Consider the following 22,675-nt stretch of genomic DNA (forward strand, 5'->3'; position numbering starts at 1 on the left):
GAAGGGGTTTTATCTCAGATTTCTCCAACACAGTCGTGTTGACACACTCCTAGGGTCGAAATGACAGGCAAAAGGATTGTTTATGTGGAAAAGATTTCGGTCTCAAATTATTATTACGATAGTTTTGATTGTGCTATTATTTTTGCCAACCAGCTGGTCTAACTCGGTTCGATCTGGCATAAAAACTGTTATTACTCCAATTGTAGAGCCAATTTATCAAAGCAGTACATACTTACGCAAAATCTCAATAACATTATCCGGATTATCCAGTTTGCCCGGACAAAACGATCAGCTTTCGGCCGAGGTATCTAGGCTGTTGGTTGAAAACGCGCGGTTGCAAGAAGTTGATCACAATAACACCGTGCTTAGAAACGAATTAAACATCAATCAAACTTCTGGTACTAGGAAACTGGTTGAGGCAAGAATTACATCGCGTAGTACTTATGTATTTCAAGATAAGATATCCATAGATGTTGGCAGTAATAACGGAATCAAAGTTGGCTTTCCGGTAACCAGTAGCGGTGCATTGGTTGGGCGGGTAACTGTGGTTAGTGGCAATCAATCCGAAGTGGAATTGGTTACCAGTAGCACTGCGGTAACACAGGCCCAACTGCAACAATCACGAATGACCGGTATTGTACGGGGCGGTTTAACGGGGTTAGTGTTAGAAAATATCCCGCAAGACACCAAGATTAACGAAGGCGAAGTAGTGCAGACGAGTGGGTTGGGCGGTTTCTTGCGCCCCGGCTTATTAATTGGCACCGTGTCCGAGGTTATCTCAAAAAAGAATAATGTATTTCAATCCGCGCTAATTTCCCCAACGGTCAGTATTAGTCGTTTAGACACGGTTTTTGTGGAATTGCCATGAAAAAAACCAGTCAAATTATCAGTTTTGGGTGGTGGTTGATTTTGGCGATATTCCAAGTTGGGGTGGTGGTTAACTGGCGAATAGATGGCATGGTGCCAAACATCATTACCATCGCGATTGTAGTTTTGGTGGTGCAGAAAAATCAAACCGTGCCGTGGATCAATATTTTGGGGGCAAGTGTGGTGCTAGACACTGTCAATAACATTAGAATTGGCGAATCGGCTTTTGCGTTAATTATGATTTTGTTGATGCTGGAACTGGTTAAAAGCCGGTTCGTTCGAGAAGGATCGGTCATCTTTGCTATGGTCGCTTTGTTCTTAACCTCAGCGATTTTTGATTTCATTATGACAATATTATCCGCCCCGTCATCAATTTCGCTTAGCCGGTTAATTGGTAACGGGGTGTACTCTTTAATTATTGGGATGCTTATAATTGGTTTGTTTACTTTAAGTCAGGATTGGTTTAAGGCCAAAAGTCAGATGAGGATTGAGTGAGTATATTTGATCAATATGAAAACAGCACCGACCAGATAGATCATAGCGATGTGGTAGATTATCGTTACACCGATCCGGAGAGTGAAGACAATCCGGAAATGGCAGAAAAACCGAGTAGTCATCATTATCGAGGATTCGTTTATCTATCATTGCTGATTTTTGGATTGTTAATATGGCGTTTAGTGGATGTACAAATTGTACAAGGAACAAATAACGCCGTGTTGGCCAAGGCGAATAGTGTTCGTCAGGTAATTAATCCGGCAAAACGGGGAGGTATATTTGACAGTCGCGGGGTGTGGTTGGCTCGAAACGTAGCTACATTTCAAGTTCAACTTACCCCCAGCAATTTGCCGAAAAAGTTATCCGACCGAAACAAGGTTTACGATCAGATAACGAATGCACTTGGCTGGACAGAGGCCGAAAAACAAAGTCAGATCACGCAAATTGAAAAAAAGATATTGGTTAGCATTGAAGCAATTGTGCTTAAAGATGAAATGACCAGGGACGATGCCTTAATTTTGACCGAAAAGTTAAATAATATCGACGCGGTGGCAGTGGTTCCAACCAGTATTCGGCAGTATAACAATCCAACAAATGGATTATCGTTTATTTTGGGATATGTGGGTAAAGCAAACAATGATGATATTATTAACGGCTCGTATCATCTAAATGATACGGTGGGCAAAAACGGTTTGGAATCGAGCTATGATATTCAAATGCGCGGAACAGACGGGGTAATCCAAGAGGTAGTAGATAGCCGTGGAAAAGTTTTACAGGCCCTGAACGATAGTAATTCCGCCCCGGTTTCTGGTAATAATTTGGTTTTAAAAATCGACAACAAATTGCAAAACATCATGTACACCGAACTGTCAAAAGGATTGCAGACAGCGGGGATTACCTCTGGCGTGGCAATTGCGATGGACCCGCGTGACGGCGGTATTTTGGGCATGGTGTCGTTGCCCGCGTACGATAATAATTTGTTTGCCAACGGTGTGTCTAGCGATGTCTATCAAAAATTATCCACCGATCCGACCAAGCCGTTATTTAGCCGGGCCACTCAGGGTACTTATCCTTCTGGATCAACCATTAAACCGTTTGTGGCCTCGGTTGGGCTAAATGACGGGGTAATTACCGAAAATACCAAAATTGATACTCCTCCCGAGATTACCATTGGTCCTTGGCGATTTCCAAACTGGCAGAATAAATTAATTACAGGTGTAGATGTTAAGAAAGCTATTGCAGAATCGAATGACATTTTCTTTTATGCTGTTGGGGGTGGATATGACAAGATTGGTGGGCTTGGTGTAGATCGGTTGTCTAAAGGATTAGGACTGTTTGGATTTGGCAAGAAGACCGGCGTAGATTTGCCATCGGAGTCGACCGGGTTAATTCCAAACGCCGCTTGGAAGAAAAGCTACAAAGGAGAAAGCTGGTATATTGGCGATACTTATCACATGGCCATCGGGCAAGGTGACCTGTTGGTAACGCCATTGCAGTTGGTTACGGCGTTGTCGGCTGTGGCAAATGGCGGCACGCTATATCAGCCCCATATCGTCGACAAAATTATGGATGATAATGATAAGGTGGTATCAACCATTAAGCCAACAGTTGCGTCAAGCAATTTTATTGATCCCAAAAATATTCAGATAGTACGCGAGGGGATGCTGCTGACCAACACCAGCGGATCTGGGCGGTCATTGGCTACTTTGCCTGTGCCATCCGGAGGAAAGACCGGTACGGCGCAGGTGGGGGCAAATAACGAGTATCTAAACGCTTGGTACGAGGTTTTTGCGCCGTATGACAACCCAACCATCGCATTAGTGGTATTGGGCGAAAAAGGCCCGCTAACCAACGAAGGTAACTCAACCGCTGTGCCAGTAGCCAAAGCGATTTTGCAGCAATATTTTAGTCCGGATTATAGTAAATAGGCTCCGCCCGTAGGCTGATTAGAAGTCGCGAAGGGGATCGAACGATGCAACGGAGGACAAATCAGCTATTTAATCGCGGCTTTGATGAACTGTTTGAATAACGGGTGGCCGGTTTCTGGGCGGGATTTAAATTCGGGATGAAACTGACAACCAACGTAAAATGGATGATTTTTTAGCTCGATAATCTCCACAATGCGATCGTCGGGCGAAGTGCCGGCAATCACCAACCCGGCCTCTTCCAGTTTTTGGCGATACAAATTATTAAATTCAAAACGATGGCGATGGCGCTCCGAAATCAACTCTTCCCCGTATGCCATTTTGGAAATCGATCCTTCCTTCAGCTGACACGGATATGCGCCCAGCCGCATGCTGCCGCCGTAATTATGTTCCAGCATCTTTTTTTCTTGGTCTGGCATAATGTGAATAACCGGATGAGCAGTTTTAGGATCAATTTCGGTGGTGTGGGCATCTTTTAGCTTAGCTACGTTTCGCGCGAATTCAATTACGGCAATTTGCATTCCATAGCATAAACCTAAATAGGGGATTTTGTGCTCGCGGGCATACTGTGCCACCGCGATTTTCCCTTCGACACCGCGGTTGCCGAATCCGCCCGGTACCACAATGCCATCAAATTGCCTTAACTCTGGCAGTTTGGATGGATTTTTCTCAAAATCTTCAGCATTAAGCCATGTTAATTTTGGTTTGCATTTGTTTGCCCAAGAGGCGTGTTTTAGTGCTTCAATAACTGAGATGTACACATCCGACAGCACAAAATCGCCGGTGGAAAAGTATTTGCCTAAAATGCCAATGTTTACTTCTTTGGTGTAGGTATTGATTTCTTTAACCCAGTTGCTCCACGACACCAGATCATCTTTTCGTACTCGCAGATGCAATTTACGTAGAATTTTTTCGCCCAGTTGCTGGTCGTTGTAAGTATCCGGTACGGCATAAACACTTGGCGCATCCGGAGACGAGATAATGTCTTCTTGCGACACATTACACATCATACTCATCTTGCGCTTTCGCGGCTCGTCTACCGGTTGCTCACTTCTGGCCAAGATAAAATCCGCCTGCAAACCGGCGGCATTTAACGAATGAGATGCGTATTGAGTTGGTTTGGTTTTCATTTCGCCAATACTCTTGGGGATCGGTAGGTAACTGACTAAAATACACAGAACATCTTTTGGGTGGGCCAATTTCATCATTCTAGCGGCTTCCAAAAATAAGATGTTTTGATATTCGCCCACAGTGCCACCAACTTCGATAATGACGATATCGGCTTTAGCTTTTTTGCCGGCATTTTTAATTCGTTTAATCACTTCCTCTGGAACGTGTGGCACCACTTCTACACAATGACCATTATATTCCAAGGCGCGTTCGCGCTCGATTACGGTTTTATACACCCGTCCGGTGGTCATGTAGTTATAGGATAAAATGTCTTCATCCAAAAAACGCTCGTACGAGCCGATGTCTTGGTCAGTTTCGTCACCATCGTCGGTGACAAAAACCTCGCCGTGTTCAATTGGGTTCATGGTACCGGCATCAACATTGACGTATGGGTCAATCTTTACTGCGGTAACGGCTAGCCCTTTGCTTTTGAGAATTTTGCCAATGGATGCAGCAGCTGTGCCTTTGCCTACTCCACTCATTACCCCGCCGGTCACAAAAATAAATTTGGCGATTTTGCACCTCCATTCTTAGTTTTGAGTATAGTCGAATTACTGTTTGCGTCAACTATTGACAAACCCTAAACCCATCCCTATATTACTAGAGTAAATAATGTCCTATTATAATTAAGGTATAATAATTTAGTTGACCTTGTATGGTCGCTTTTTAAGTTACGTAACGCGAAAGCGTTAGAAAGGTTGATATGGCGGATGCTGTATATTTAACCAAAGAGGGTTTGGAAAAAATCGAGGTTGAGCTGAAAGAGCTAAAGACAGTTAAGCGTAAAGAAGCAGTTAAACATATTCAAGAAGCAAAAGAATTTGGTGATTTGTCGGAAAACAGTGAATACGAAGACGCAAAAAATGAACAGGCGTTTGTTGAAGGCCGTATCTCTGAGCTAGAGGATGTGGTTCGTAAAGCAAAAATAATTGATTCTAGGGGAAAATCCGATCAAGTGGTAGGTTTGGGCTGCAAAGTGGTAGTAACCGTTGATGGTGGTGACGAAAGCTATACTTTGGTAGGCGCAACCGAAGCAAATCCACGCAAAGGCGCTATCTCGGTTGAAAGCCCAACCGGAAAAGCGTTGCTTGGTGCCAAAAAAGGCCAGAAAATTGTGGTGTCTGCTCCGGCGGGTAAAATTGAATATGTGATCAAATCTGTCGAGTCCATCTAATCTCTGTATTCCATTCTCCGTTACTTTTTGTTATTCTCGAAGATGAATGGCGGAGTTGATGGTAGAGAAAAAAGAAGAAAATGACCTAATTAAAGCACGGGCTGAACATCTTAAATCCCTAATTGATTTAGGGGTTGATCCTTTTGCTAGCCAGAGTGAAAAAACGCATAGTATTAAACAAGCGTTGGATTTGTGGCAAAAAAATCAGAAAGCTTGGGGGAAAGACGTTGGATCTCCGGTAGAGGACGCAGATAAATTAACGCTAGCGGGCCGCGTTACCGCGCTTAGAGGCCACGGCGGGGCTACTTTTGTGGATATTGAAGATGGTGTAGATAAAATCCAACTCCTAGCCAGTCAATCTGCGCTGGGGAAACAGTACAACTTGTGGGAGTTATTTGATTTAGGTGATTTTGTGGAAGTGTCTGGGCGATTATTTATTACCAAACGTGGCGAAGTCACGCTACACTTAGATCATTTTAAATTGCTAACCAAATCGCTCCGTCCGCTACCCGATAAATGGAGTGGGCTGGAAGACACCGAAAAACGCTATCGCGAACGCTACGCCGATTTAATTGCCAACCCAGAGGTTAGGCAAATCTTCCGTACGCGAAGCGCAATCGTCGCCAATCTGCGAGCGCAGCTGGAATCAAACAATTTTATGGAAGTAGAGACACCAATTTTGCAATCTTTAGCCGGTGGTGCCACCGCCAAGCCGTTTATCACGCATTACAACGCCTACGATGCCGATGTGTATTTGCGCATTGCTCCCGAGCTGTATCATAAGCGGTTAGTGGTGGGCGGGTTTGAGCGAGTTTACGAGTTCGCCAAATGTTTCCGAAACGAAGGGGTAGATCATTCTCATAATCCGGAATTTACCAACCTCGAGTTTTACGTGGCCTATTTTGACTATCAAAAACTGATGGCGTTTAGTGAAGAGATGATTCGTAAATTGGTAAAAGAGGTGATGCAGTCGGATACCACGCAATACAAAGATCACAAGATTAATTGGGCGAGACCGTTCGAACGGATTACCTTTAGAGATGCAGTAAAACATCATACCTCAATCGATATTTGGGCGGAAACAGAGGATAGTTTACGCGCCAAACTAAAATCACTCAAAATCGATACGCCACGGTCAGCTGACTTTGGCCGAATGTGTGATTTACTACTTAAACATATGGTGCGACCAAACATTATTCAGCCTACCTTTATTATCGATCACCCGACCGTCCTGTCGCCGTTGGCAAAAAGTAAAAACGATAAAGAGGTGCAGCGATTTCAACTTTTGGTGGCTGGGGAATTTGAGCTATGTAACGCGTTTTCAGAGCTAAACGATCCGAATGTGCAGAGAGAGCGCTTTGAAAATCAGCAAAAACTGCGTGAAAAAGGCGATGAAGAGGCGCAAAGTTATGACGATGATTTTGTGCGTGCATTAGAGTACGGCATGCCGCCGACAGCCGGGTTTGGAATGGGAATTGATCGCTTGTGCGCGTTGCTAACCAACTCGAACACACTTAGAGAGGTAATTTTATTCCCATTTATGAAACCGAAAGGGAAAAATGATTGATATTCAACTTATTCGCGAACATTTAGACTTGGTCAAAAAAGGACTGACAAAAAAGCAAAGCAATCCAGAGCTGGCCGTTGACGCTTTCAAACTAGACAAAGAAAAACGACGCTTGCAAACCGAAGTCGAAGCTTTTCAATCTAACTTGAATCAGGTGTCAAAAGAAATTGCCAAAGAGTTTGGTCAAAAAAAGGTTGATTTACTTAAGCAGGCGAACCAAATTTCGGAACAGATTGACAAGCATCGCCCGCATTTAGACGCGCTTGAAAAGGATTTGAATGAGGTGATGGCGCAAATTCCAAATATGCCCCTTGACGATGTTATTGCCGGACATTCCGATAAAGATAACAAAGTTGCCTACAAAAAAGGCGATGTACCAAAATTTGGGTTTACAGTTAAAGATCATATTCAGTTGGCGGCAGATTTAGATTTAATCGAATTTGATGCGGCGGCCAAGTCTATGGGTTCACGTTTTGCGTATCTTAAAAATGAACTAGTAGTGCTTGAATTTGCTTTAATGCGCTACGGGCTAGATCAGGCGATGAAAAGTGGGTTTAAGCCCATTCTGCCTCCAATTTTATTAAATCGAGCGGCAATGGATGCGGCGGGGTATTTGGGACAAGCCGAAGAAGAAATTTACAAAACTCAAGATGATTTATATTTAGCGGGCACCGCCGAACAGCCCCTGTTAGCTCTGCACGCTGGGCAAATGCTCAAAAAAGAAGATTTACCGTTAAGATACGTTGGATTTTCCAGCTGTTTTAGGCGTGAAGCTGGCAGCTATGGTAAAGATGTAAAAGGCATTTTACGTATGCATCAATTTCAAAAACTGGAACTATTTAGCTTTGTAGAGCCCGAAATGGCCGAACAGGAACACAAAAAGATTTTAGAGTTAGAAGAAAAACTAATGGCCAGTCTAGACATTCCGTATCAAGTAATCGACATTTGCGCGGGGGATTTAGGTTTTCCGGCCGCCAAAAAATGGGATATTGAGGCGTGGATGGCGGGGCAAAACACTTATCGCGAAACGCATAGTTGTAGCAACTGCACCGATTTTCAAGCTAGACGGATGAATATTCGGTATAAAGATGAAAAAGGCACGCGATTTGTTTATACCTTAAACGGCACTGTTTTTTCCGAACGCCCGCTAATTGCCATTTTAGAAAATAATCAACAAAAAGACGGTTCAATTAAGGTACCAAAAGTTCTAGCGCCTTACACCGGGTTTGATGTTATAAAAAAATAATTCCTCCTCGTCCGCCCGCTGGGCACCTTCTCCTCCACCCTCCTTCGCAATGCTTCGGAAGGGCAGGGAGGAGAAGGGCTTTTCTGGTATTTCCCTCTCCTCTCAGAGAAGAGGGTGACCGTAGGCCGGCCACCGGCTCGTAGACCCTCCGGGCGTAAGTCCTACGGGCTGGAGCCTACGGCTCGGAGAGGTGAGGAGTCTTGTATATAAAAGAACAGGACCGAGACGCGCGATGGCGTCCCGGTCCGAAAGCGGAGCTACTTCTCCAGCTCCTGCATGATGTGCTTGAAGTCGCCGTCGTCGAGACGTCGCGCTATTCGGTCGAATTTGCCAGCGACGTCCATTGGATCTGGGCCTTCATGTATAACAATATCTCTTCCGTCGACCATCTTGACCCTAATGTTGCTCAGGCCGGGTTGTGCTAGCGTCTGATCGGCATAAAACGGCTCGATGCAATCGACATAGTCAGAGTTGATAACGAGCCTCTTCACATGCGGGACGCCTTAGGCCTTGGGCTCGCGCACGTCCACAACCGTAAAGAACGCCATTTTGCTCACCCCCTCCTTGTCGCCACGCCTAATCTGGTGTATCTTTAAGGCGTAGGTGACAGTGATATTATTACACTATTTTACGATTTATGTCAATAATTTGTAGGGCGGACACACGGGTCCGCCCCTACACAGGTCGTGATGTAGCGAAAGGAAATATGATGTTTGGACTGTTTGGCGATCTAAATAAAAAAGAAGTTTCTAAAATTGAGCCGATTGTTGGGCAGATAAATCAGCATAGCTCGACCATCGAGGCATTAACCAAAGAGCAGATCCGTATTCGAGTAGAAGAACTAAAAACAAAGGTACAAGACGAAATTAAAGCCGTGGTGGGCGACGAATCCGAATCCGCATTAATTCAAAACGAAGACGAACGCGAAAAATGGCAAATTGATCGCCTAAAAAAAGTCGAACAAAGCGTACTAGATGAAATATTGCCAGAAGCGTTTGCCTTGGTTAGAGAAGCGGCAAAACGCACCATTAAAGAGCGCCATTTTGATGTGCAGCTAACCGGTGGGGTGGTTCTGCATCAAGGTAAAATTGCCGAAATGCGTACTGGAGAAGGTAAAACTTTAGTGGCAACACTGCCCGCTTTTCTGAATGCGCTAACCGGTAAAGGCGTGCACATCGTAACGGTTAACGACTATTTGGCTAAACGTGATGCGGCTTGGATGGGGCAGATTTTCGATTATTTAGGCGTTACTGTGGCGGCAATTGGGCACGAAACTTCGTTAATTTACGATACTAAAGCCAAAAAACAACAAGAAAAAGACGCGCAGTTAGCTGCCGAAGAGCAAGGTTTGGTTTATACTTCGGACGATTCGCCTTTAGCCGCGGTTAGCCGCAAGGCTGCCTATCAGGCCGACATCGTTTACGGCACCAATAACGAGTTTGGTTTTGATTATTTGCGCGATAATATGGCACAAGATCCGGAGCAGATGGTCCAACGTGAATTGCATTACGCTATCGTAGATGAAGTAGACTCCATTTTAATTGATGAAGCGCGAACGCCGCTGATTATCTCGGCACCGGCTGAGGAATCGGCTAGTGAATACCATCGCTTTGCCAAATTGGTGACCAATCTTGAAGCCGAAAAAGATTATACCGTTGATGAAAAGATGAAAGCCATCAGTTTAACCGATGCCGGCATCGCCAAAATGGAATCTTTGCTCGGTTTGAAAAACATTTACGAGCAGGGCGTGCATTTGGTGCACTATATGGAAGAATCACTTAAGGCCAACATTTTATTCACGAGAGACAAAGACTATGTGGTTAAAGATGGCGAGGTGGTAATAGTTGACGAATTTACCGGCCGTATGATGCCCGGGCGTCGATATTCCGAGGGCTTGCACCAAGCTATCGAAGCCAAAGAAGGCGTTGAAGTGCAAAAAGAGTCGTTAACGTTGGCCACCATTTCGTTTCAGAACTTATTCCGCATTTACCAGAAACTATCGGGTATGACCGGAACCGCGGCAACCGAGGCAGAGGAATTTCATAAAATCTATAAATTAGAGGTTGTTGAAATCCCGACAAATCGCCCGAACCAACGCCACGATTTTTCAGACCAGATTTATCAGACCGTTGACGAAAAGTTTAAGGCTGTGTGCAAAGACGTAGCTGAGCGGCATCAAAAAGGCCAGCCAATTTTGATTGGTACAATTTCGATCGAAAAAAACGAATACTTATCACAGCTTCTAACTAAAGCCGGGGTAAAACACGAGCTGTTAAACGCCAAAAACCACGAAAAAGAGGCGCATATTATTGCGCACGCAGGCGCGGTGGGCGCGGTTACGGTGGCTACAAACATGGCAGGGCGTGGTACGGATATTAAAATTACCAAAGAGGTGGCGGAGGTTGGCGGATTGCATGTGATCGGCACTGAACGCCACGAATCACGCCGCATTGACAATCAGTTGCGCGGACGTACCGGACGTCAGGGTGATGTTGGATCGAGCCAGTTTTTTGTATCGATGGATGACGATTTGATGCGCATTTTTGGTGGCGAGCGGTTAAAATCGATTATGACCACGCTGCGCCTTCCCGCTGATATGCCAATTGAAAATAAAATGATTAGCCGGGCTATCGAGAGCGCCCAGAAAAAGGTGGAAGGACACAACTTTGATACTCGTAAGCACTTGGTTGAATACGATGATGTAATGAACAAACATCGCGAAGTGATTTACAAACGTCGTCGTCGAATTTTGCACATGAACACCGCAGAAGCGCAAAACCACTACATTAAGAATCAATTTTTATCCACTGCCGAAGAGCGCATTCGCGCTACGTTAAATAGTTATTTAGAGACAAATCAAGACTTAACAAAAGCCAAGGACGAAATCCAGAGAATTATTGGCGTAGATTTGGCTGGGACCGAGGCGAACCTTGATTCCATATTATCGCAGGTCAAGCAGCAGTATGACGCGAGAGAGCAACGATTTGGGGCCGAAATTATGCGCCAAATTGAAAAAGCAATTTACTTGCGTGCCATTGATACGGCGTGGATTGATCATTTAACCGCGATGGATCATTTACGCGATGGGATTGGGCTTAGAGGCTATGGGCAATATGATCCGCTAGTTGCGTATAAACAAGAATCGTACAAAATGTTTCAGCGATTGTTACAGGTGATTGACAGCGCTGCGCTAGAGATGATCTTTAGAGTTGAAGTGGCACAGGCAGCAGCTCAGCCAAAGCCAGAGAAGGTGCAATTAAAGGGAGCGGATGAATCGGATAGCGGTGGCGGGTTTACCAAAGAAAAAACATTGGAAAAAACCAAGGTGCAAAAGTTGATGTCTAGCGAGGCAGACAGATCTAGTAATAAGCCAACCGGCGAGTCCAAAAAAGTCGGCCGAAATGATCCATGCCCATGCGGAGCGAAAAAAGCAGATGGAACACCGGTTAAATACAAACATTGTCATGGGCGATGACGTTGGGCATAAATCGAGCATAGCGGAGTCCTCCGTAGCTCGAAGAGCGTAAGAGGATGAAAATGGTAAGAAATACAAAAAATGCCATGGAAAATAAAGGATAACTAGGGATGGCGATGGGTTCCGTAGGGGCGGACCCATGTGTCCGCCCGCCAACAGAAAAAAAATGCCACGGGAGGTAGTATGGATGAGAAATCTCTAAAATTCTTAATTAATTCTAGACAAAGCACTTATGCCTCTGGGATGAAGGCGGATGAGATCAATGGTGGTAAAACGTACGTTATTAAATCAGGTAATTTAGAGTATCGCGATACGTATTTCGATCAGCACTTAATTTTTCAAGGTCAAGAAGTTTTGTTTGAAGATGGCCAGCCAGTTTGGTCAATGAGCTATAGGGGTGCGGCGGTCGAGGGAGTTGATGCTGGTGCGGTTTTTGCAGTTTTGCAAAAATTTATTAAAGAATATTCCGACAAGGTCAGATTCGGTAACAACTTTGAAAAAGATGAAGGCGAATATAAATATAGTTGCTCCGCAACGGGGGATCCAAGTGAGTTCAGTGGCCGCGAAGAGATTTATCAAAATGGAAAACTGGTTCATTGGATGAATTATTTTGGCGGATCTATCCAATAAATGTAATAAGGTAAACGAAGGATAGCTAAGGATTGCGAAGGATGGCAAGGGAGGTAGTGGCCGCGAGATCTATTTTTTAGCAGTAAGGCGGACGGAGAATTTGAAGCCGCGTTGCGAACCATCGGTAACCTCAATTACCTCGCTTTTTCTTTCTATGCGATATTCTATTAGCTCTTCCGAAAGCATCTCTTTTAAGGTCATAATTTCGTCGCGATTTTCTTTGATTTCAACTTGTAATTTATTATTTGCGGGTTGGTTGTAGATTTCGGACAGAATTTGTTTTTTCTTGCTGCTGGCTACTTTGGCTTCCTCGGCGGCGTCAGTGTAAGCTGAGTCGTTGGTTAAGGCCTCGTTAAGCATATCCTTCGCTATTTTGATTTCACCCTGTAGCTTCTCAATTAGTTCGATTCGCCTTTTTATCGTATCTGTATCCACGTTGCTCCTTTTCTTAATGCGTCTAGTGTAACGTGAATTTATTCTGTTGCCAAGCTAGAAAGAATTGGGACGATTGGAGATATTGGATAAATTGGGGAGTCCAAGCTTGATAATAATCACCAATTTATATATTCTTAATACGAAATAGGAGATCTAATGCATACAAAACTTGCTATTATTGGTTCGGGGCCGGCGGGATTAACCGCCGCCATTTATGCTGCCCGTGCCGAGTTAAAACCAATTGTTTTTGCCGGTGCCGTACCAGGCGGACAACTAACCGAAACAACCGAGGTAGAAAACTTTCCCGGGTTTGATGATGGCATAATGGGGCCGGATTTAATGGCCAAAATGCGTTTGCAAGCCGAGAAATTTGGTTCAGTTACTGTTGATGCCTCGGTGGACAAGGTAAACCTCAAAAAACAGCCATTTACAATTGAATCAGGGGATAAATCGTATTCGGCTGACGCAATTATTGTAGCTACCGGTGCCAGCGCGATGTGGTTAAACGTTAAAGGGGAAACGGAATTTAAGGGAAAAGGCGTTTCGGCTTGCGCCACTTGCGATGGTTTTTTCTTTAAGAATAAGGCAGTGGTCATTGTTGGCGGCGGTGACGCAGCCATGGAAGAATCAATGTTTTTGACTAAATTTGCTTCTAGCGTCACTATTGTTCATCGTCGAAATGAATTTAGAGCTAGCAAAATTATGCAGGAAAAGGTACTAAATAATCCTAAAATCAAAGTGGTTTGGGACTCTGCGGTGGTGGAGATAAAAGGTGGGGCAAAAGTTGAAGCAGTAGTGGTGGAAAATATTAAAGATCAATCAAAATCTGAAATTAAAACCGATGGAGTGTTTGTGGCGATCGGCCATAAACCAAATACAGATATTTTCAAAGATCAGCTTGAAATTGATGAAAAGGGCTACATCGTTTTGCACGGTGAAACAAAGTCAAACGTCGAAGGTGTATTTGTTGCGGGTGATGTGTATGACCACCGATATCGACAAGCTATTACCGCCGCCGGGTCTGGCTGTAAAGCGGCCATAGATGCAGAGAAATACTTGGCTGAGTAAAGCATCACGACTTGATACGCGGAACCCTTCTCCTCACGAGGAGAAGGTGCCCGTAGGGCGGATGAGGAGCTCCTCACCCGGCTTTCAGCCACCCTCTCATCAAGACAAAACTTTGCAGTTTTGTCTTGTAGTTCCTTTCCGACACGGATCTATCGGGAGGAGAGGGAACAAAGATCGAAATGACAGTTGCTGACGTTCTGTGTTAGAATAAACCTAGGTGGGTAATTTGATTGAGTTTATTCATGTCTCAAAAAAATATGGTAAAAAGACCGCGGTTGAAGACCTAAACTTCTTCATTGATCGCGATGAGTTCGTGACCTTAGTTGGGCCATCGGGCTCAGGGAAGTCCACGTTAATTAAGCTGCTCATTGCCGAAGAAAAACCAACCAGCGGACAAATAGTAGTCGCTGGGCGCGATATTACCACCTTAACCTCACGCGAACTGCCATTCTTTAGACGTAAAATTGGGGTGGTTTTTCAAGATTTTAAGATATTGCCTCATAAAAATGTTTATGAAAACATTGCGTTTGCTTTGGAAGTAAGTGACGCAGAACAAAGCGTAATCAAATTAAAGGTGCCAGAGATTTTGCAGCTGGTTAATTTGTCGGATAAAGCCAGAAGTATGCCTAACGAATTGTCTGGTGGGGAAAAACAGCGAGTCTCAATTGCCCGTGCCTTAGTTCACGAGCCAAAATTATTGATTGCCGATGAGCCCACCGGAAACTTGGATCCAATAAATAGTTGGGAAATTATTGATTTGTTATTCAAAATTAACAAAAAAGGCACCATTGTCCTCCTCGCCACGCATGATAAAGAAGTTGTAGATGCCTTAAAAAAACGAGTAATTACCTTACGTGAGGGCAAAATTGTAGCCGATCAAGCAAAAGGGAAATACATTTTATAGAATTTGAAAAAGGGTAAGGAATATTTGTAATGAAAATGGTGGCGTTAATCAGAATTTTGAAAATTGGGGTGGTGGATTTCTGGCGTAATCGCTGGCTGAGTTTGGCGGCCATTATGATGATGACGCTCACTATTTCGATTATTTCATTATTTGTCGCTTTGGATTTATCCATCAACCAAACTGCAAAAATGCTTGAAGACAAGATAGATATTTCGGTTTTCTTTAACGATAACGCTACAGACGCCAATATCACCGCTTTGCAAAATTCTTTGCTTGGGCGTTCGGACGTAAAATCAATCACCTATATTTCACGTGAGCAGGCACTGGCACGCTTTCGTGAACAATCTCAATACCGATCCACGGTGCTAAAGTTGTTAGATCAAGGGTATGGCTCGAAATTGCCGCGCAGCATCGAGATTAAAGCCAACGGACCGGAGAATTTACAGTCAATAGCCGATTACGTTAATCAATCGCAATATAAAACATCCATCGACAAAGTAAGCTATCAGGAAAACAAGCAGTTAATCGATAAATATATTAAATCGGCTCAATTTGTCAAAGAAGTTGGGCTGGTTTTGAGTGCGATATTCATTTTGATTGCCATTTTGGTTATTTATAACACCATTAGACTGACCATTTTTATGCGCAGAGAAGAGGTAGAGATTATGCAATTGGTTGGTGCTACTGGTTGGTACATTAAGTTCCCATTTGTGCTTGAGGGGATTTTGTATGGGGCTTTTGCTACGGTTATCACCACAATCTTGCTGATCATCGGGGCAAAATCAGCCTCACCATACATTACCAATTATGTCGGCAGCGCATCGTTTAATTTTGGTCAGTTCTTTACCGCGCATTTGTGGTTGATAATTCTGGTTGAGATATTCGTAGGAGTGGTCATTGGCGGATTGTGTAGCTACTTTGCCGTTAGAACGCATGTGAAGTAACCCATAAGCTTGTCATTTCGACTCCTCGAGCATTGTCTCGAGGGTGGAGAAATCTTAGAAAAGAATTTGAAATTTACAATTTGAAATTTGAAATTGCGGAAGATCTTTTGTAGACTGGATTCCCGCCTGCGCGGGAATGACAGAGTTCGCCGGGCTGAAATGACAAAAAATATAATATGCAAAGGATGTAATTCCTCAAACCAATTCATATAATAGACAGACTATGAAAAATAAATTGTATCAAAAAAGACTAATTCTAAAATCATCACTGGTTATTCTATCATCATTGGTGATGATGTTAGGTCTATTTGTTGTATCACCGCAAGCGGTCCAAGGGGCATGTAATAGCGTAGCCAGCTGTACGGCAGAAAAAGCGGCGTTGCAAAACTCAATCAATGCCCAAAAACAAGCCCAGGCCCAGGCTCAGGCCGTTCAGAGTCAGCTCCAGACCGAAGTAAATAGTATAAATACCACTATCCAACAGACTCAAAACACTATTACCAAAATTAACAATGACATTAATAACACGGCCAAAAGCATTGATGATGTTACAAATCAAATTAACACCAAAACCACCGAGATTGCTGCCGAGAAGATCAAGCTAGAAGAAGCCCTAAATAATATGTATATCGATAGTGAAACGTACTCACCCTTATTGGCATTAGCACAGGAAAGCATATCTGCCTCAATTTCTACCCAGCAAAATTATCAAGCCATTGAAAACAGTATTCAGTCCAAGGCTGACGAAATCGATGCACTCAAAAAACAGCTCGAACAGCAACGAACTGATTTGCAAACCAAACAGTCAAATCTACAGCAGATGCAAAGTTCTCAAATTCAGCAAAAAAATGCCCTCAGTGGCCAGATGAATCTAAAGAGCTCATTGCTAAGCAATACTATTTCGTCGATTTCGCAGTTGCAATCTACTATTACTCAATACAAAACGCAATTGAACGCTGTAGACGGCCGTATTAGTGATTTCATTGCGGCAATGAATTCCGCCGGAAAATACACCGCGGCGAGCGGCGATTTGGTTGTGCTGAATTCGCAACCGTGGCATTTTTTTCAAACTGATTCAAGGTGGGCAAACCGGTCACTGAACCCAAACTATAGTAACAGCGACACCTTTGCGGAGAGTGGGTGTTTGGTTACGTCAATTTCGATGGTTGCAAATTACTATGGAGTTGGCGGTACGCCGCCAGATATTCTAAGCAAACTTATTAGCGGCGGGGCAATGTACGGTGATTTAGTGTCGTGGGGCGGGGTTTCGGGTGCATTTGGTGGCAGATTAGGTTTTACGTATGGCAAAGAGCGGATTAGCTGGGGAGTGGTGGATAGCTATGTAAAGCTGGGTAAGCCGATTATTGTGCATGTTGCCGGGGGAAACTACGGGCACTGGATTGTGATAAGCGGAAAATCCGGAGACAAGTATTCCGTAGAAGATCCATATTTTAGTAGCGGTCAGGCATATCCATCTTCTAAGATTGATTACATGGCCAGGCTGCAACCATAACAAAGAATAATAAGGAACTGAATGTTACAAAAATTACGAACTAAATTATCGCTAAAAATTACCGTTTTAGTCCTGACATTGGTCGGGATGTTTTTGTTGGGATTTGGTACAGCTAGCAGTATGTCTGACGGTTGGATTGGCCAAGAACTAACCGCGTTGCGATATGGTGCAGACGCTCCAAATGACGTTGACTTTAAATTATTATGGGACGCGTGGAACAAAGTACATCAAAATTACGCCGGACCAATTGATGATCAGCAGTTGGTTTATGGGGCAGTAAAAGGGATGACAGATGGGCTTGGTGATCCGCATACCGTATTTTTTACTCCAACGGAATCTAAGCAATATAAAGAGAATGTTAATGGTGAGTTTGCCGGTATTGGGATTCAGCTTGGTATTACCGATGGCTATATTTCGGTGGTCGCACCTCTGGACGATACCCCAGCGTCTCGTGCCGGGATCAAAAGTGGTGATATTATCGCTAAAGTTGATGGAAAAGACACTCTAAATATGTCTATTGATGAAGCTATTACCAAAATGCGCGGCACCAAGGGTACCACTGTAAAACTAACTTTGTTACCAAAAGGGGCATCGGAGTTTAAAGAAGTAACACTAACCAGAGAAACCATCACAGTAAAATCGGTTAAATATGAAGTTAAAAATAGCAACATTGGCTATTTACGCATCACTCAATTTGCTCAGGATACGCCTTCAATGGTGCAATCAGCCATCACGGATTTGAAATCTAAAAATATCAATGGATTAGTGTTAGATTTACGCGACAACCCAGGTGGATATTTGACTGGCGCACAGCAAATTTCTAGCTTCTTTATCTCGCCTGGCGTGGTTGTGAGTGAGCAGTCAAAGGATGGTAGTAAAACGGATTTGCGTACAACCTCTGACCCAATGTTGCCAGATTTACCACTGGTGGTGTTGGTTAATAACGGTTCGGCATCGGCATCCGAAATAACCGCCGGGGCAATTCAAGATCGTGAACGCGGTAAACTAGTGGGCGAGAAAACGTATGGCAAGGGAAGCGTACAAAATATATTTGATATGGCGGGCGGGTCAGGTATCAAAATCACCATAGCCAAATGGCTTACTCCGAAAGGTCGTCAGATAAATGGAGTCGGGATTACGCCAGATGTGGTGGTAACGTTATCCGCAGATGATGCAAAAGCTGGAAAAGATCCACAATTAGATAAAGCGTTGGAGATATTAAAGTAAAACGTCAGCTCTTGTCATTTCGACTCCCTCCGGGCGTCGCCTACGGGCAGAGCCTCGAGCATTGTCTCGAGGGTGGAGAAATCTTAGAAAAGAATTTGAAATTTACAATTTGAAATTTGAAATTGCGGAAGATCTTTTGTAGACTGGATTCCCGCCTGCGCGGGAATGACAGAGTTCGCCGGGCTGAAATGATGGTTAAGAAAAGGATTGTTATGAAAGTAATTTTTATCAAGGATGTGCCGGGAATCGGTCGAAAAGGGGAAACTAAAGAAGTGAAAGACGGTTACGCTCTGAATTTTTTGATTCCGCGTGGGCTGGTGACCAATTTACATAACCCGACCGCTCAAAAAATCTTTGATGATCAAAAACGTCAGGTAGCGGAAAAAGATCGAGAACAAGATCAAGCAAAAGAACTGGCGCATAAGTGGCAAGGTCAGAAAATTGTGATCAAAGCTAAGGCCGGTGCTAACGGTAAGCTTTTTGGCGGGGTGACAAAAGATGATGTTGCAAAGGTTATGGGGATAGATAAAAAATTTATCAAATTAGACAAGCCAATAAAACAGCTTGGTGAAGTAGGTGTAGAAGTCGTATTCGGTGCCGATGCAAAAGCTAATGTCGCCGTAGTTGTTGAACCGATCGTATAAATTTCTTATTGGTCAAATTGGACAAATTATTTTTCTCGTTGTAGCATAAAGGAGTGGAGGGAAAATTGGACGACACTAAAATTGATAATTCTACTGACGCTGGTAGCGTCTCTCAGCCGGTGGCTGGCAATAGCGGTGTTGCACCGTCATCAGATCAGTGGCAGGTACCAGAAATTAAAACCGATACTTCATCGACAGACGCAAAAGTACCCCCGCCTCTGTCCGGCTTGAATTCGGGTTTATCAGGCGCGGCGACCCCTTCTGTTTCATCCGATTCAGACAGCGCGCATCCAACATCTTTAGATTCAGGTCAAATAACCGTTGATTCAGTTACAAATTTACCCGGGTCAAACTTATCTCCAACTCCACCTACAACCCCGTTTACGCCTCCTGCAAGTACGCTTGCTTCCACTCCATTACCTACTCCACCAGCGCCGCCAGCGGCTAGTCCAGACACAACTTCCCCTGCACCCGCCTTGTCTGACTCAATAATGCCACAGACAGCACCCGCAGTGCCAAAAAGTGGCCCTAAAATTGGAAAAATTATTTTCGGATTTGTGGCGGTAATCGTTTTATTGCTAGTTGTTGGTGTGGGATTGGTTTTTGCCGATGACAAAGGGTACCTGGAAACTGGCATCAGTTCAAAACTTAGTTTTCTGCCACTTTCGCCATTGTGGGGTGGATTATCAACTAATCCGGCCACTGCATCGGTTCAAATGGCAACCGCACTAAAAGACCAGAGTAGTTTAACTTATTCGGGAACATATGTTGGATATGGTGGGTCAGTTAGCACCGAGGATTTATCTAGCCAAACCGGTTCATTCAACTTAAACGTGGCAGGAGCTAACTATAGCTTGGTATTTACGACTACCGGCTCAACCAGCCAAGTTAAAAACGAATATCGAGTTGTTGACGGTAGCCTATACTACGGCGTGACTACGGTTGATTTGGCTGGCACAGCCACTACCAGTTCCACTGCGTCGCCAAGTCCAAGCGCGTCAGCGTCAGCTACAACCGTTACTAGTCCATCGCCATCAGTGTCATCCACAGTCGTAGCTAGTCCGTCACCATCAACTACTTCGACTGATAATACTGACTGGAGTCAACTAGGAAAGGCTCCAACCTATTCCGTTACATCAGTTAAAGATAAGTTTGGTACGATTTTGGGCAACACCACCTTTTCCGGAGCGGAAAAAATTGGTGAGGATAGTGTTTATCACTACACAACAACGTTATCCGGAACAGACGTGCCGTTCTTTTCTGGGATAAAAAGTTTATCAAAATGGGTAACAGCTAGTGGGTCAGCGGATGTTTGGATTTCTCGAACCACACATCTACCAATCAAAATTGTTAGTAATTTAAAAGATAGCTCCGGAAACGAAATGTCATTGACCGCAATATTATCTATTGCGGGTTCGTCCGTATCTAATCCAAAATCATTGGCAAGTAGTAGCACATCAGCCTCCCCATCCGCAGTTGCTTCCACATCTGCGACAACTTCAACCTCATCGCCAAGCGCCACCAGTTCCGCATCAACCTCAATAAGTACTGCGGACATTCAACGCAAGAGTGATTTGAAAGCTATTGAAACTGCTTTATTAAGGTACAAAACAGACCATTCCAACAGCTTGCCTGTTTCAGTGGCTATTGAACGATTAGATAGCTCGTCCTCGGTGCTGGTTCAGGCGCTGGTGCCATTGTATTTGAGCACGATGCCAAAAGACCCCAACACGTCTAAGTATTATGGGTATAAGTCCGACGGCACCACCTATCAATTAAGCGCGGTGTTGGACAATACTACCGACTCTGAGGGTACAAAATCAGGCTCATTGAATTTGTACATTCGCCCATAGTAAATTGACAGATGTAGTGTAAACTGATTACATTAAAGAAAAAGGAGCGTTTATGATTTGGTGGATTGTATTAGCTGTGGTTGTGGTTATTGTTTTATGGTTGGTTTCTGTTTACAACCGGTTGGTAACACTGCGTATTAGATCAGAAGAAGCGTGGAGTGATATTGATGTTCAATTAAAACGCCGATATGATTTAATCCCCAATTTAGTCGAAACGGTTAAGGGATACGCCAAACACGAAAAAGAGCTGTTCGAAAAAGTTACCGAAGCCAGAACAGCGGCGATGGGTGCAAAAGGGATGGCAGACAAAGCAAAATCTGAAAATATGCTAACCGAATCACTAAAAAGTGTGTTCGCGGTTGCAGAAGGTTACCCGGAATTAAAAGCCAGCGAAAACTTTTCCAAATTACAAGATGAAGTTACCGACACCGAAGACAAAATTGAAGCAGCGCGCCGATTTTACAACGCCAATGTGCGCGATCTGAATATTAGCATAGACACATTCCCATCCAGTTTTGTGGCTAATATGTTTAAATTTGTGAAAAAAGAGCTATTTGAAGCCTCGGCGTCCGAAAAAGAACCAGTGGCAGTCAAATTTTAAGGTAAAATACCGTCAATTGTGCTATAATTGTATCGTAAATCAGTCTCAAGAAAAGAGATACAATGTACAATCAAATTGATTCAAATAAGCGTAAAACCGTACTAATAATGGCAATCTTTTTTGCCGTAATGATTGGTATCGGTTACGTTTTTAGCTACGTATACAACAACTCATTTTTTATGGTCATTGCTGTTGGTATCGCATTAGTCCAGGCATGGGTTAGCTATTATCATGGTGATGCCGTCGCACTGGCGGTTTCGCAAGCTCAGCCGCTTAAACGCGAACAAGCATTGCCGTTGTTTCGTATTGTCGAAAATCTGACAATTTCGGGTGGTTTGCCAATGCCGAAATTGTATTTGATTCAAGATAGTGCGCCAAACGCTTTTGCCACCGGGCGCGATCCCAAAAACGCATCGTTAGCGGTAACATCCGGACTATTAGATAAGTTAGACAAACAAGAGCTAGAGGGCGTAATTGCTCACGAGCTATCACACATTGGCAACCGCGATATTTTGGTAATGTGTGTGGTGATGGTATTAGTTGGCGCCATCGCCATGATTTCCGATTTCTTTATGCGCAGTCTATGGTTTAGAGGGCGTGATAATAGAGAAGGCGGAAACATTTTGATGATCGTAGGAATTGCACTGGCGATTATTGCCCCAATTGTGGCTACATTAATGCAACTTGCCGTCTCACGTAAACGCGAATATCTTGCCGATGCCAGTGGCGCGCTATTAACTCGTTATCCGGAAGGATTGGCCAGTGCTTTAGAAAAAATCGCCGCCGACAAAGAACCATTAGAAGTGGCAAACAAAGCCACCGCAATGCTATATATTGAAAATCCGTTAAAAGATCACGCTGGGGCGTTAAATAATCTGTTTTCAACTCACCCGCCCGTAGCCGACCGCATCAAAAAACTTCGCCAGATGGCGTAACA

The 22,675-nt window shown here is 43.9% G+C and carries 20 protein-coding genes; 18 read left to right on the forward strand and 2 right to left on the reverse strand.

Features of this window, described 5'->3' with window-relative positions; all coding sequences use genetic code 11:
- Window positions 1-82: 82 nt before the first annotated feature.
- Genes mreC through mrdA form a run of 3 tightly spaced genes read left to right on the forward strand, consistent with a single transcriptional unit; the run spans window position 83 to window position 3,290 of the window.
- The gene (mreC, locus tag WC773_04310) at window positions 83-868 is read left to right on the forward strand and encodes a rod shape-determining protein MreC (protein ID MFA6082598.1); all 786 of its coding nucleotides are present in this window, start codon (window positions 83-85) and stop codon (window positions 866-868) included.
- Entirely contained in the window at window positions 865-1,362 is a 498-nt protein-coding gene (locus WC773_04315; GenBank protein MFA6082599.1) for a hypothetical protein, read from the forward strand. The genes mreC and WC773_04315 overlap by 4 nt, the downstream gene beginning before the upstream one ends.
- A complete protein-coding gene (gene mrdA / locus WC773_04320) occupies window positions 1,359-3,290 on the forward strand; it encodes a penicillin-binding protein 2 (GenBank protein ID MFA6082600.1) in 1,932 nt (643 codons plus the stop codon). Before WC773_04315 ends, mrdA begins: the two co-directional genes overlap by 4 nt.
- A 65-nt stretch (window positions 3,291-3,355) precedes the next feature.
- Here mrdA and WC773_04325 read toward each other — a convergent pair whose 3' ends face one another.
- The gene (locus tag WC773_04325; GenBank protein MFA6082601.1) at window positions 3,356-4,972 is read right to left on the reverse strand and encodes a CTP synthase; all 1,617 of its coding nucleotides are present in this window, start codon (window positions 4,970-4,972) and stop codon (window positions 3,356-3,358) included.
- 188 nt (window positions 4,973-5,160) lie between these two features.
- Here WC773_04325 and greA point away from each other — a divergent pair, with 188 nt between their 5' ends.
- The 6 genes from greA to WC773_04355 all read left to right on the forward strand — a co-directional run bounded on the left by greA (window position 5,161) and on the right by WC773_04355 (window position 12,549).
- Entirely contained in the window at window positions 5,161-5,631 is a 471-nt protein-coding gene (gene greA, locus WC773_04330; GenBank protein MFA6082602.1) for a transcription elongation factor GreA, read from the forward strand.
- A 46-nt stretch (window positions 5,632-5,677) separates the two neighbouring features.
- Window positions 5,678-7,198: a lysine--tRNA ligase gene (gene lysS, locus WC773_04335; GenBank protein MFA6082603.1), complete on the forward strand. Its 1,521-nt coding sequence runs from the start codon at window positions 5,678-5,680 to the stop codon at window positions 7,196-7,198.
- Complete coding sequence (serS, locus tag WC773_04340) at window positions 7,191-8,444, forward strand: serine--tRNA ligase (GenBank protein ID MFA6082604.1); 1,254 nt, start codon at window positions 7,191-7,193, stop codon at window positions 8,442-8,444. The genes lysS and serS overlap by 8 nt, the downstream gene beginning before the upstream one ends.
- A gap of 200 nt (window positions 8,445-8,644) precedes the next feature.
- Entirely contained in the window at window positions 8,645-8,869 is a 225-nt protein-coding gene (locus tag WC773_04345; protein MFA6082605.1) for a hypothetical protein, read from the forward strand.
- A 281-nt stretch (window positions 8,870-9,150) separates the two neighbouring features.
- Window positions 9,151-11,919 carry a preprotein translocase subunit SecA gene (secA, locus tag WC773_04350; protein ID MFA6082606.1) on the forward strand — a complete coding sequence of 923 codons (2,769 nt, stop codon included), beginning with the start codon at window positions 9,151-9,153 and terminating at the stop codon, window positions 11,917-11,919.
- Window positions 11,920-12,102: 183 nt separating this feature from the next.
- The gene (locus WC773_04355) at window positions 12,103-12,549 is read left to right on the forward strand and encodes a DUF5680 domain-containing protein (GenBank protein ID MFA6082607.1); all 447 of its coding nucleotides are present in this window, start codon (window positions 12,103-12,105) and stop codon (window positions 12,547-12,549) included.
- Between the two features lie 69 nt (window positions 12,550-12,618).
- Here the strand turns inward: WC773_04355 and WC773_04360 are convergent, their stop codons facing one another.
- Window positions 12,619-12,984: a hypothetical protein gene (locus WC773_04360; protein ID MFA6082608.1), complete on the reverse strand. Its 366-nt coding sequence runs from the start codon at window positions 12,982-12,984 to the stop codon at window positions 12,619-12,621.
- A gap of 156 nt (window positions 12,985-13,140) precedes the next feature.
- Here WC773_04360 and trxB point away from each other — a divergent pair, with 156 nt between their 5' ends.
- The 9 genes from trxB (at window position 13,141) to WC773_04405 (ending at window position 22,673) form a co-directional block, all read left to right on the forward strand.
- Window positions 13,141-14,052, forward strand: coding sequence for a thioredoxin-disulfide reductase (trxB, locus tag WC773_04365; GenBank protein MFA6082609.1), 912 nt, complete (start codon window positions 13,141-13,143; stop codon window positions 14,050-14,052).
- Window positions 14,053-14,278: 226 nt separating this feature from the next.
- Window positions 14,279-14,956 (forward strand): cell division ATP-binding protein FtsE, encoded by a 678-nt coding sequence (ftsE, locus tag WC773_04370; protein MFA6082610.1) that lies wholly within the window; start codon window positions 14,279-14,281, stop codon window positions 14,954-14,956.
- 29 nt (window positions 14,957-14,985) lie between these two features.
- Window positions 14,986-15,900 carry a permease-like cell division protein FtsX gene (locus WC773_04375; protein ID MFA6082611.1) on the forward strand — a complete coding sequence of 305 codons (915 nt, stop codon included), beginning with the start codon at window positions 14,986-14,988 and terminating at the stop codon, window positions 15,898-15,900.
- Window positions 15,901-16,123: 223 nt separating this feature from the next.
- Complete coding sequence (locus tag WC773_04380) at window positions 16,124-17,413, forward strand: C39 family peptidase (GenBank protein MFA6082612.1); 1,290 nt, start codon at window positions 16,124-16,126, stop codon at window positions 17,411-17,413.
- A gap of 21 nt (window positions 17,414-17,434) precedes the next feature.
- Window positions 17,435-18,640: a S41 family peptidase gene (locus tag WC773_04385; protein MFA6082613.1), complete on the forward strand. Its 1,206-nt coding sequence runs from the start codon at window positions 17,435-17,437 to the stop codon at window positions 18,638-18,640.
- A 212-nt stretch (window positions 18,641-18,852) separates the two neighbouring features.
- Window positions 18,853-19,284: a 50S ribosomal protein L9 gene (rplI, locus tag WC773_04390; GenBank protein ID MFA6082614.1), complete on the forward strand. Its 432-nt coding sequence runs from the start codon at window positions 18,853-18,855 to the stop codon at window positions 19,282-19,284.
- A 65-nt stretch (window positions 19,285-19,349) separates the two neighbouring features.
- The gene (locus WC773_04395; protein MFA6082615.1) at window positions 19,350-21,137 is read left to right on the forward strand and encodes a hypothetical protein; all 1,788 of its coding nucleotides are present in this window, start codon (window positions 19,350-19,352) and stop codon (window positions 21,135-21,137) included.
- Window positions 21,138-21,192: 55 nt separating this feature from the next.
- Window positions 21,193-21,738 carry a LemA family protein gene (locus tag WC773_04400; protein ID MFA6082616.1) on the forward strand — a complete coding sequence of 182 codons (546 nt, stop codon included), beginning with the start codon at window positions 21,193-21,195 and terminating at the stop codon, window positions 21,736-21,738.
- Window positions 21,739-21,800: 62 nt separating this feature from the next.
- Window positions 21,801-22,673, forward strand: a complete 873-nt coding sequence (locus tag WC773_04405; protein MFA6082617.1) for a M48 family metalloprotease — start codon at window positions 21,801-21,803, stop codon at window positions 22,671-22,673.
- Window positions 22,674-22,675 lie beyond the last annotated feature (2 nt).

The organism is Patescibacteria group bacterium (assembly GCA_041660565.1).
Lineage (GTDB): Bacteria > Patescibacteriota > UBA1384 > CAJBMM01 > CAJBMM01 > JBAZWC01.